The sequence below is a fragment of the Neorhizobium populisoli genome, assembly GCF_019430945.1.
GTDB classification, from domain to species: domain Bacteria; phylum Pseudomonadota; class Alphaproteobacteria; order Rhizobiales; family Rhizobiaceae; genus Neorhizobium; species Neorhizobium populisoli.
The window spans coordinates 440,468-453,030 of the sequence record NZ_JAHYCB010000001.1; the positions used below are offsets into that span (position 1 = coordinate 440,468).

General features: G+C 59.3%; 6 protein-coding genes. 3 read left to right on the plus strand and 3 right to left on the minus strand.

Annotated features, from left to right (window positions below; all coding sequences use genetic code 11):
* Positions 1–2 precede the first annotated feature (2 nt).
* Both KX729_RS02155 and KX729_RS02160 read right to left on the minus strand, forming a co-directional pair.
* On the minus strand, positions 3–3,068 hold the full coding sequence (locus tag KX729_RS02155; protein ID WP_219740790.1) for a M10 family metallopeptidase C-terminal domain-containing protein: 3,066 nt from the start codon (positions 3,066–3,068) through the stop codon (positions 3–5).
* 70 nt (positions 3,069–3,138) lie between these two features.
* Positions 3,139–3,351, minus strand: coding sequence for a hypothetical protein (locus KX729_RS02160; RefSeq protein WP_219740791.1), 213 nt, complete (start codon positions 3,349–3,351; stop codon positions 3,139–3,141).
* 870 nt (positions 3,352–4,221) lie between these two features.
* Here KX729_RS02160 and KX729_RS02165 point away from each other — a divergent pair.
* The 3 genes from KX729_RS02165 (at position 4,222) to KX729_RS02175 (ending at position 11,318) form a co-directional block, all read left to right on the plus strand.
* Positions 4,222–8,010 (plus strand): vitamin B12-dependent ribonucleotide reductase, encoded by a 3,789-nt coding sequence (locus KX729_RS02165; protein ID WP_219740792.1) that lies wholly within the window; start codon positions 4,222–4,224, stop codon positions 8,008–8,010.
* Between the two features lie 71 nt (positions 8,011–8,081).
* Positions 8,082–8,915, plus strand: coding sequence for a hypothetical protein (locus tag KX729_RS02170; protein ID WP_219740793.1), 834 nt, complete (start codon positions 8,082–8,084; stop codon positions 8,913–8,915).
* Positions 8,916–10,043: 1,128 nt separating this feature from the next.
* Positions 10,044–11,318 carry a peptidoglycan L,D-endopeptidase MepK gene (locus KX729_RS02175; RefSeq protein WP_219740794.1) on the plus strand — a complete coding sequence of 425 codons (1,275 nt, stop codon included), beginning with the start codon at positions 10,044–10,046 and terminating at the stop codon, positions 11,316–11,318.
* A 386-nt stretch (positions 11,319–11,704) separates the two neighbouring features.
* On the opposite strand, the gene KX729_RS02180 is transcribed toward KX729_RS02175, so the two are convergent.
* Entirely contained in the window at positions 11,705–12,358 is a 654-nt protein-coding gene (locus KX729_RS02180; RefSeq protein WP_219740795.1) for an outer membrane protein, read from the minus strand.
* Positions 12,359–12,563 lie beyond the last annotated feature (205 nt).

The following is a 12,563-nucleotide window of genomic DNA, read 5'->3' on the forward strand; positions in this document are numbered from 1 at the left end:
TTTCAGACGATCAGGAAGTCGTTGTAGGTCAGGCCGAGATTGACAGTGAGATGGGCGATCAATGTCGAGCCGCCGGTCGCCTTGCCATTGTTGTCGTAGAAGAGATTGCCGGTATCTGTCTCGTAGATCAGATAATCGTCATTATCCTTGGCAAGACCGTCGGTGCCCTTGACGAAATTGCCGGTCAGGATCGCGCCAACGGTCGTGAAGACCGTAAAGATCGCGTTCTCGAGCAGGATCGTGTCGTCGGCCACGACAAAATCGGTAATGTTGTCGACATTAGTGCTGGCGCTCAGCGCGGCGTTGAACAGGAAGCTGTCGACTCCCGCTCCACCGGTGAGGGTGTCCTTACCGGCTCCGCCGATCAGTTTGTCATTGCCGGCACCGCCATTGAGAACATTGTCCGCCTCGTTGCCGGTGATCGTGTTGCTCAGGCCGTTTCCGGTGCCGTTGATCTTGGCCGTGCCGAGAAGCGTCAGGTTCTCGATCGTCGCATAACCTGCCAGCGAACGGCTGATGGCCGAGGTGATCGTATCCACGCCGGAGCTGTCGGTGACGCTGTCGCTTTCGGCGCCGAGCACATAGGTGTCGTTACCCGCTCCGCCGTTGAGAATATCGATGCCGGTCAGGCCGTCCAGCGTATCGTTGCCGTTGCCGCCGACCAGCGTGTTCTTGCCGGACGTGCCGCGGATGACGTTGTTGAGATCGTTGCCGGTGCCGTTGATGTCGCCGGTGCCGAGCAGCGTCAGGTTCTCGATCGCCGTATAGCCGGTGAGCGAGCGTGTGATCGTCGAGGTGATCGTGTCGCTACCGGCAGAATCGACGATGCTGTCGCTTTCAGAGCCGAGGACGTAAATGTCGTTGCCGGCTCCGCCGTTCAGCGTGTCGACGCCGGTCAGGCCGTCCAGGGTGTCGTTGCCGTTGCCGCCGACCAGCGTGTTCTTGCCGGACGTGCCGATGATGACATTGTTGAGGTCGTTGCCGGTGCCGTTGATATTGCCGGTGCCGAGCAGTGTCAGGTTTTCGATCATCGCATAGCCCGCCAGCGAGCGGGTGATGGTCGAGGTGATCGTATCCACGCCGGAGCTGTCGGTAATGCTGTCGCTCTCGGCGCCAAGCACGTAGATGTCGCTGCCCCCGCCGCCGTTGAGAATATCGATGCCGGTCAGGCCGTCCAGCGTGTCGTTGCCGTTGCCGCCGACCAGCGTGTTCTTGCCGGACGTGCCGATGATGACATTGCTAAGATCGTTGCCGGTGCCGTTGATATTGCCGGTGCCGAGCAGCGTCAAGTTTTCGATCATCGCATAGCCCGCCAGCGAGCGGGTGATGGTCGAGGTGATCGTATCCACGCCGGAGCTGTCGGTAATGCTGTCGCTCTCGGCGCCAAGCACGTAGATGTCGCTGCCCCCGCCGCCGTTGAGAATATCGATGCCGGTCAGGCCGTCCAGCGTGTCGTTGCCGTTGCCGCCGACCAGCGTGTTCTTGCCGGACGTGCCGATGATGACGTTGTTGAGGTCGTTGCCGGTGCCGTTTATATTGCCGGTGCCGAGCAGTGTCAGGTTCTCGATCGTCGTGTAAGCGGCAAGCGAGCGGGTGATCGTCGAGGTGATCGTGTCCACGCCCGAACTGTCGTTGACACTGTCATTCTCCGCGCCGAGCACATAGGTGTCGTTGCCGGCCCCGCCGATCAGGGTGTCGACGCCGCCGCGGCCGTCAAGGACGTTATTGGCGGAATTGCCATAGATCGTATCATTGCCGGAACCGCCAATCGCATTTTCGATGACGGCACCGAAGGCGATCGAGACATTGTTGAGGAAGCCGCCGATATTGGAAAACTTGCCCGCATTGAGGTCGATCTTCTGTGCCATCGAAAAGCCCGAGGCGTTCAGCGTGTCGGTACCGCCCGCATCCCAGATACATACTGCCGGATCGGTGTTCTTGGTAAAGTCGAAAACGTCGCCGGTATTGGCACCGAAACCGTAGATGGAATTGCCCGTGCGGGTCGCGGTGTTGACGCCATAGAGCTGCTGGACGGCGAGAATGTCGTAGAGCATCAGCGTATCGGGATAGTTCCGGACGTTCGAGCCGTTCGTTTCATGCGAGCCGAAATAGCTCATGACGGTGTATTGCTCGGAATCCTGGATGAACTGCGCATTGTTTGCGTAGCTGATTGCGAGGCCCGGAGCCGCGGCATATTCACCGGGATGCGCCAGGCCCAGCGCGTGGCCGATTTCATGCAGCAGGGTCGAATATTCCCAGCTGCCCCGCCCCAGCGACGTGGTGGAAACATATTCGTTGTTGAGGTTGACGTCGCCATGGGAGAATTGCGAACCGGTGGCGGTCGAATAGGGATAGGACGCATAAGCGCCGGCGCCATCCGCATTGGTCTTGTAGGCCGAGAACAGCATTGTCGCATTGTCGCTGCGACCGCCGGGATTGACCTGGGTGAAGGTCACTCCCGATACGTCGGCGAAGTCTCCAAGCGCCATGGCCGATGCGGCAACCTGTTGCGCCGAGAGCGGGATGAAAGCCCGCGCGCCGCCCTGGGCATCCGTCTGGCCCGGATTGGTGGCGCGGGCAGCCCAGGTCAGATTGACCCCTTGGCCGGCAGCGCCCCAGTTGAAACCGAGATGCCCGTCATGCGGATAGGCATTGCGCTGCAGCGTCGCGGCGCCCATCTGCTCGTCGTAGAGAGCTTTGGTGCCGGTGGTCGCCGACACGCCGTAGCGGCCGGTCCCGCCGGAACCTGCAACGCCCAGATAAAAAGTTCCGGTCGAGGTTGCGGTGAACGTCATGGACGACCAGTAGTCCGGGCCACTGTCATCATCGGTCCGCAGGCTCGCTCCGGCACTGTTGCGGAGCGTCAATACGGGATCGCCGAGACCGACGGCGCCGTTGCCGGAACCGGTAGCCGCGAATGTATAGGTCTGCCCTGCAACGAGATCGACGCGGAACCAGTCCTGATCGGAGGTCGAGGAAATCGCGCCCTGCCCCGTCTGGCCGACCTTCAGCGTATAGGTCGTTCCGCTGCCCGCTGCCGCATCCGTCGTCTCGATGACATTCGGCATTCTATCGTCCCCTGTCGCGATGGATTTCTTGCTCGAAAATTCCTGGCATGCACGTCACTCGTCAGGTCCGCTATGGGTCCGGCACCGCACGCCCTTCGCCGGCGCAGACTGCCTTTGCATGCCGCTGCGCTTCGGCTGCGAGCTCGCGGTTGCGCTTCGGCGGCATCAGCGGGCTTCCTGCCCTTGCCTCCTTCAGACGGCGCATCGCGCTGTCGCAGGTCTTTTCCTGGAAAGGCCGTTCCGGATTGGGAAGCGAGATCGCGGCGGCGGGCATGCTGCCCAAAATGAGAATCACCGAACAGAGCGACAAACACCGATTGAGGCGCGTCGCCTTCATGCCGGACTGATTCGCATCCCTCTCGCCCAAGACGCCTCCATGCGCCGTGAAAAACGGTTTTCCATGAAAACCCCATAACGCGGCCAGCATGGCCGAGCCTTGTGCCCGATCCTTACCACCGGAACGATTACCATTCGACAAACACGCAGCCGCGCGGTTCGGGCGTGCCCGAAAAACGGTGCAGCCCCCAACACACTCCTAATAGTGGACGAGGATATTCACAGGATGTGTCAATTCGGCACGACATTTGGCGTTTCGGCCGACACAGACGGGCGACATGACACCCTCCAGTCACGAAATGTTTCGCAAGTTCCCTGCAGCAAGCTTCAGGTCATGCCCGCAAATGCCTGAGATTCCTGAGAGATTTTTCATCCCCGTTATCCACAGCCAAAAAGCACAATATCTTGTGGTTATAAAAGCGTTGCAATCTACGCCTTGACGAATCTCTCGCATCGGCCGAATGTGGTTTTTATGTTGCGGCGGCGACTGGACCGGAAGTAACGAGGCCGGTTCTTTTTCGAGCTTAGCGGATCAAAACACCCGGATTCCGGCCATGAAGGACGGTTTGCGGACGGGTCCCTGCGTGCGCTCGATTTCCGCTCCGAAACGACGGCTTGGACTGGCGGAAACTTTCTGTTAACACTACATGTAGTATGTTGCAGCCGTCATCACCACAGAATACAGGGTAAACATCTCCGGATGAATCACCTGGAACTGGAACTTGGAACCGGCTCAGCGCGTCGACCCGCGTGAACCGGAGCGGCAAAACTTGCGCCTTCTTGGATAGGGCGCCAACTGACGAGGGACTTGAAGACAATGCGTATCGAACGTCGTTTCACCAAGCCGGCTACCGGCGCCTATGGAGAGATGGAATTCCGCAAGGCGGTCAGCGAGATCCGCAATCCGGACGGTTCCATCGTTTTCCGCCTGGCCGATATCGACGTGCCGACGCAGTTCTCCCAGGTCGCCACCGACGTTCTGGCCCAGAAGTATTTCCGCAAGGCCGGCGTTCCGAAGATCCTGAAAAAGGTCGAGGAAAACAACGTTCCCTCCTTCCTCTGGCGCTCCGTAGCCGACAAGGAAGCGATGAAGGCGCTGCCGAAGGAAGAGCAATACGGTTCCGAAACCGATGCGCGCCAGGTCTTCTCCCGTCTGGCCGGCACCTGGACCTACTGGGGCTGGAAGGGCGGCTACTTCACCTCCGAAGAAGATGCGGCCGCCTTCATGGACGAGCTTGCCTATATGCTCGCCACCCAGCGCGTTGCTCCGAACAGCCCGCAGTGGTTCAACACCGGTCTGCACTGGGCCTATGGCATTGACGGCCCCGGCCAGGGCCATTTCTATGTCGATCCGTTCACCGGCAAGCTGACCCAGTCGAAGTCGGCCTACGAACATCCGCAGCCGCATGCCTGCTTCATCCAGTCGGTTCAGGACGACCTCGTCAACGAGGGCGGCATCATGGACCTGTGGGTTCGTGAAGCGCGTCTGTTCAAATACGGCTCCGGCACCGGCTCCAACTTCTCGATGCTGCGTGGCGAAGGCGAAAAGCTGTCCGGCGGCGGTCGCTCCTCGGGCCTGATGAGCTTCCTGAAGATTGGCGACCGCGCTGCCGGCGCCATCAAGTCGGGCGGCACGACCCGCCGTGCGGCCAAGATGGTCGTCGTCGATATCGACCATCCGGATATCGAGGAATACATCAACTGGAAGGTCAAGGAAGAGCAGAAGGTTGCCGCCCTCGTCACCGGTTCGAAGATCGTCAATCGTCACCTGAAGGCGATCATGAAGGCCTGCGTCAATTGCGAAGGCGATGGCGACGACTGCTTCGACCCGAACAAGAACCCGGCCCTGAAGCGCGAAATCCGCGCTGCCAAGAAGGACATGGTTCCGGAAAACTATGTCGGCCGCGTCATCCAGTTCGCCAAACAGGGTTACAAGGACCTCGAGTTCAAGACCTATGATACGGACTGGGATTCGGAAGCCTACCTGACTGTGTCGGGCCAGAACTCCAACAACTCCGTCTCGCTGAAGGACGACTTCCTGAAGTCTGTCGAGACCGATGGCGACTGGAACCTGACCGCCCGCAAGGACGGCCGCGTAATGAAGACGCTGAAGGCCAAGGACCTGTGGGAAAAGATTTCCTACGCCGCCTGGGCATCCGCCGATCCGGGCATCCACTTCAACACGACGATGAACGACTGGCACACCTCGCCGGCCGGCGGCCCGATCCGCGGCTCGAACCCGTGCTCGGAATATATGTTCCTCGACGACACGGCCTGCAACCTTGCTTCCATGAACCTGCTGCAGTTCAAGGACAAGGCGACCAAGCGCATCAACATTGCCGATTACGAACATGCGACCCGCCTGTGGACCGTCGTGCTCGAAGTCTCGGTCATGATGGCGCAGTTCCCGTCGCGCCAGATCGCCGAACTCTCCTACCAGTACCGCACGCTCGGCCTCGGTTATGCCAATATCGGCGGCCTGCTGATGTCGTCCGGCATTCCCTATGACTCGGCTGAAGGCCGCGCCATTGCCGGTGCGCTGACCGCCATCATGACCGGCATTTCCTATGCCACGTCGGCTGAAATGGCCTCCGAGCTCGGCCCGTTCCCGAACTTTGCGCCAAACCGCGACAGCATGCTGCGCGTCATCCGCAACCATCGCCGCGCCGCTCACGGCGAGACCGCCGGTTACGAACAGCTTTCGGTCGATCCGGTGGCGCTGATCCATTCGGAAAACCCGGACCAGGATCTCGCGGCCCATGCCAAGGCTGCCTGGGACAAGGCGCTCGAACTCGGTGAAAAGCACGGTTACCGCAACGCGCAGGTCTCGGTTATCGCCCCGACCGGCACGATCGGCCTCGTCATGGATTGCGACACGACCGGCATCGAGCCGGACTTCGCACTGGTCAAGTTCAAGAAGCTCGCCGGCGGCGGTTACTTCAAGATCATCAACGGTGCGGTTCCGGAAGCCCTGCGCACGCTCGGCTACACGGAAAGCCAGATTGCCGAGATCGAGGCCTATGCCGTCGGTCACGGCAATATCAACCAGGCTCCGGGCGTGAACCCCGGCTCGCTGCGCGCCAAGGGCTTTTCCGACGAGAAAATCGCCGCGATCAACGGCGCCACCAAGGCTGCCTTCGACATCAAGTTCGTCTTCAACCAGTGGACGCTCGGCCAGGACTTCCTGAAGGAAACCCTGAAGGTTACCGACGAGCAGCTCGCCGACATGAGCTTCAACCTGCTTGAGCATATCGGTTTCTCCAAGAAGGAGATCGAAGCCGCCAACATCCATGTCTGCGGTGCGATGACGCTGGAAGGCGCGCCTTTCCTCAAGGCCGAACATCTGCCGGTCTTCGATTGCGCCAATCCCTGCGGCAAGATCGGCAAGCGTTATCTCTCGGTCGAAAGCCATATCCGCATGATGGCGGCTGCCCAGCCGTTCATCTCGGGGGCGATCTCCAAGACGATCAACATGCCGAACGACGCGACCGTCGAAGATTGCGGTTCCGCCTACATGCTGTCCTGGAAGCTCGCGCTGAAGGCGAACGCCCTTTATCGCGATGGTTCCAAGCTGTCGCAGCCGCTGAATGCCTCGCTGATCGACGAGAATGACGACGAAGACGCGATGGAAGAACTGCTGGCCCTGCCGGCAGCCGCCCAGGCCGTCGTGGTCACCGAAAAGATCGTCGAGCGGATCATCGAAAAGGTCGTCCGCCATCAGGAAAAGCTGCCCGGTCGTCGCAAGGGTTATACCCAGAAGGCCAAGATCGGCGGTCACACCATCTTCCTGCGCACCGGCGAATATGATGACGGCCGCCTCGGCGAAATCTTCCTCGACATGAACAAGGAAGGTTCGGCCCTTCGCGCCTTCATCAACAACTTCGCGATCTCCGTCTCGCTCGGCCTGCAATATGGCGTGCCGCTCGAGGAATATGTCGACGCCTTCACCTTCACGAAGTTCGAACCGGCCGGCATCGTCACGGGCAATGACGCGATCAAGAACGCCACGTCCATCCTCGACTACGTGTTCCGCGAACTGGCGATCTCCTACCTGTCGCGCCACGACCTCGCACATGTCGATACGTCGGACTTCAACAACACTGCGCTCGGCCGCGGCGTGTCGGAAGGCAAGGCGGACGTGGTTTCCAAGGGCCTGACCCGCGGTTACAAGCCGACGCTGGTTTCGACCAATGGCGGTGCTGAAGCCCGCGGCGACATCAAGGGTGCGGCCACCGCCGCCCCTGCCCGCGCCATCGCCAGCGTCACCGCGATCTCCGGCAACGTGGTCCGCAAGCTGGAACCGGCAACGGCCACAGCCACCGCCTTCAAGCGCGATTATGAAGAGCGCGCCAAGGAACTGGCAGAGGAAATCGCTGAGGAAGTGAACGAGGAACTCGCAACCTCCAACCTCTTCTCCGACGCCTCGGCCGATGCTGCCGCAACCGCCAAGACGGAAGCCAAGAAGGTGGAAAACGAACGCCGCATGCGGTCGATCGCACAGGGCTATACGGGCAATATGTGCTCCGAGTGCCAGAACTTCACGATGGTCCGTAACGGGACTTGTGAGAAGTGCGACACGTGCGGCGCGACGAGCGGTTGCTCTTGATTTTAGAATTAGCCAACCAACTCTCAGCCGGTCCAGTCAATTCTGGGCTGGCTTTTTCTTGGAGATAGAAGTTGGGAGATTCCAAAAACTACCGCCGCAAGTTCTTTTCAGACCACCCAGTATGTTGCTTTTGTGGAGGTGGAAGAGCGATCGAGGAAATTGAACATATACCGCCTCGGTTTATGTTTATTAATAAACATCGCCCATCTGGTTTTGAATTTCCAACCTGCATAGAGTGCAATAGGGCGTCTCGAAAAACGGATACCGTCGTATCGTTTCTCACTAAATTCGCATCAATTCAAAATCTTTCCGAAAAATACCACAGCGATTTTGAAGCCACCGCAAAAGGACTTCTAAGAAATTGCCCTGAGACCTACGATGAAATATTGTCGGGCCGCTTCGGAAACAGGCAGGAAGAAAAGAGATACAAAAAAACTCACAACGAGGATGTTGTTATAGTATCCCTCGGGCCAAAACAACGTGAGCATATAAATCTTTTCGGACTTAAATTGACGCTTGCCGCATACTATCTTGTTTCAGGAAACATCGCTAGCAGCGATGCTTATATAACCATTTACATTCATACGTCTAAAAACCTCATAGAAAACACGATACCGCAACAGCTAAATTTTCTTGGTGAATTTCACACGATGCAACAGGGGAATTGGAGTGTTCCCGATCAATTTTCTTATCGATACGGAAGTACCGATGATAAGAAAAATGCAGTATTCCAATTCCTCATGCACAATAACTTGCTGCTTTCAACATTTATCTTTGATGGAAGCGCAGATGAAAAAAGCCGTCTCAAATTGAACGAACACCTCACTGTGGGCTCGCTCCGAGCTGTGAATGACGTTAAGCGAAATCCTTTTCCTTCAATATCAATGTCATACGAGCAAACCTGATTCCTATCCAAAAGCCCAACTGCTTGATAAAAACATATCTTAAGGCATCGCATTCGGACCGAACTGCATGGCGGTTATGATGCGTAAGGCTGATGACCCGCCACCAAAAAAATCCATCCCCCATTTTCCCCGCCCTCTCAACTCATGCCTACAATCTCCCCATCCCGTCACGGATACACCGGCAGGCGTGCTGGCGAGGCGGGGTCGGCGCGGGGCGTGAGGGGAAGACGCAGTAGCTCATGTTTCGGGTCCGCGGAAAATGGTCTCCCTCCGGCGACCGGGAATGACAAGGCAAGGCCGTCGGACCGGCCCCTCGTCATTCCCTCAGAGCGCGTCCGGGCGTGCCTGTGAGGCATTGGAGGGTGGCGGGCGGCGTCAGGCGGCGTTCGAGGGTCTTTTGTGATCCGAGCCGCTTGGCGCAGGTGGCGGAAGGTGCCCCCGGTCGATCGGCAACGATCGTCGGGAAAGGCGGTCATGGCCGGGCACTGGAGATTGTGGCGTGCATGATCCTCTTTGCAAAAAGAGAGGCGCCGCATAGCCCACAAAACCCGTCATCGCAGAGGGATCGAAGTCGCGGATAAAAACAGCCGAACGGGGCGCTGAGAGGTGTCACTTATTACTTTATTTACGAGGCAGCTTTCAGCGCCCCGTCCGATTTCAAAAACCGGGATCGCCAAGGGAGGAGTGTGTGTGGAAGTCGCAGGTTATGTTTTGGATCGCTTTTCATTCGCCTGTCTCTTTCGTTTTTTTCGCCAGAACCGGAAACAGCATATGGGATACGAGACGGTGCGGCGGGCTCCTTTCTTCCCCCTTGCGGGGAAGATGTCGCCAAAGGCGACAGATGGGGGTGGTCCGGCACATTCTAACGTCGGGTCTGTGGCACCACCCCCATCTGTCAGCTCCGCTGACATCTTCCCCGCAAGGGGGAAGAAAGGAGGGCGCGGCGACACACTCAACCCGCAACCAACCCGATCACATTTCCGCAAACGGGCCGTTATTAGCAATTCATCAACCATAATCCCGTTTCCTCTACCGGTGGCTGCGTCCTTGTGCGTCGCGTTTTCGTGGTTTGTATCGAACGGGTTTGTTGTGTCTGAGTCTCCGCAGAAAGCATCTTCGCCGGCCGCTATGCGTGCCTTTCTGAGCGTCGCTCAAGACGCGGCACGAAATACCGTGCAAGTGTCGCGCACCGCGATCCTGACGTTTACCGCCCTGTTCGGCTCGGCCTCGCTGGCCGTTGCCGAAGACCGGGCGCTGAAACTCTACTTCACCCATACGGGCGAGCGGGCGACGATCACCTACAAGCGGGACGGAAGGTTCGATTCCCGCGGCATGGCGCAGATCAACCGTTTCCTGCGCGACTGGCGGCGCAACGAAAATGCCCGCATGGACCCGCGCCTGCTCGATCTCGTCTGGGAAGTCTATGACCGCAGCGGCGCCAGCGACTATATCCATGTCGTCTCCGCCTACCGGTCGCCCGCCACCAATGCCATGCTGCGCGGCCGTTCGCGCAATACCGGCGTCGCCAAGCAGAGTCAGCACATGCTCGGCAAGGCGATGGACTTTTACATTCCGGGAGTGAAGCTTGCGACGCTCAGGGCGCTCGCCATGCAGGTCCAGGTCGGCGGCGTCGGCTATTATCCGACCTCCGGTTCGCCTTTCGTGCATCTCGATGTCGGCAATGTCCGCGCCTGGCCGCGCATGTCGCGGCAGGAACTGGCCCGCATCTTCCCGTCCGGCAAGACCATGCACCTGCCGGCTGACGGACGTCCGCTACCCGGTTACGAACAGGCGGTCGCGGATTATAGGCGTCGCGTCGGTTCGCAATCGATCCAGATCGCCTCCACGGCACCGGATGACGACGATGACGATGCAGCGCCGGCACGGGTGAAGATCCCCGTCCTCACCGCCATGCTGCCGACGCCGAAAAGCCGCGCCGAGGCAGCACTCGCCGAACAGACCGCCCCGCCTGCAGCACGCATCGAGGCAAAGCCGGAATTCGCCGACCTCGCCTCACTGGCGGTCCCGACACCCGCAATCCGCCCGGTGATATCGGCTCCAACCGATCCGATCGTGACGGCGTCGCTCGGTCCGGCACCGGTTCTTGCGGCCTTGCCGAGCTTTGCCCGCCCGGCGCCGAGGCTGGAACTGCGCGAGCCAACGGGTTCGATCGCCTCGCTGCCGCTGCCGGAGGTGGAAATCGACGAGGAAGAGGAGTTCGACGGGCAGGAAGCGCTCATCTCCTGGGCGCTCTCATCGCCGGGAAGCTCTGTCGGTCTGCTGGCGCCTGTGGCGGTGTATAGGATAATTCCGGATACGGCCGCGGAAACGCCGGCCGTGGAGGCAGCATCGCCACCCCCGGCGACAACCTTCGATCACAACCGCTTTTCGTCCGATAGCTAAAAAGCGGCTCGATTATCGGCAGGCAAACACAATCAGAAAGAGTGGTCGGTTCGTGGAAGTACCCGCAAATACCGCCTAACCTGCATCGGCAACCAAAGGGAGGCGTGCATGGCTTACAGAAAACGGAAAGGCAAGGATACTTGGCACTGGTGCCGCAATTGCTCGAACTGGCCAACATCGGATTACGAAGAGAAACCTTCGAAGCCGACACAGGGCGAACTCTGCAATGAATGCCTGGCCAAGGATAAGGCTGGCAACTGCACGAAGTAAGCATTCAACTTGTCGAGCTGACTGCAAGAGACGGCGCAGTCTGGTAGTTGGTCCCGCCGACAACGGCGGGACCAAGATTATCTCTCGCGAGCAGTTCGCCCGTAACTATTTTCCGATCAGAAGCGATAGTTCACACCAGCCTTCAGGGTCTGGTCCTTGACGTCGCTGCGGCTGGAAACACCGCCGGTCGTGCTGCGGACGCTGTTGGTCTGGGTGTAGTTATATTCGAAACGGGCCGAGACGTTGTCGGTGAGCTTCTGCTCGACACCGGCGCCCAGGATCCAGCCCGGCTTCCAGCCGTCCGGACCATCGGTGCCGCTCTTGCCGCCGAAGCTGGTCAGCGCAACGCCGCCGGTGCCGTAAACGAGGGTCTGGCCGAAACCGACGCCGGCCTTTGCCTTGGCGGCAACGCGGCCCTGTTCCTTGATCTTGCCGCCCGGCACGCCGATTTCGACGTTGCCGAGATGCGACGCTTCGATTTCACCGCCGACGACGCCGGAATCGAGATCGACGTTGTAACCGCCGTGGACGCCGAGCACGAGGCCCTTGTCGCCATCGAACGGGTTCAGCTTGCGGGAAGACATGCCGAGATCGCCACCGACATAGGCACCGCCCCAACCAGCCTTCGGCGCGCCGGCGTCGTTGAATGTCGGCGGCTCGTTATAGGCGTTGTTGGTGAGGTCGGCAGCCGAAACGGCCGAAGCGATCAAAGGGGTGGCGGCGACTGCTGCAATCATCGCCAGGGTGAAAGACTTCATGGACTTGGTCATGTTCTAAACTCCATACACAGCCTGCGAACCAAACAGAGGCAGGCGAACTCCGGGACATTGCTTCGCGATCCAGGTCTCCCCCCAAAGGCCCCCCTTTGCGCCCTCGGGCAGGATCGTCTGCAATTATCGATTAACTTTCACGAAATCATAAACGTTGTCTTAACCTCGGCCGTTCGGCGCTTCGTTTCGCCGATCAACAAGTGTA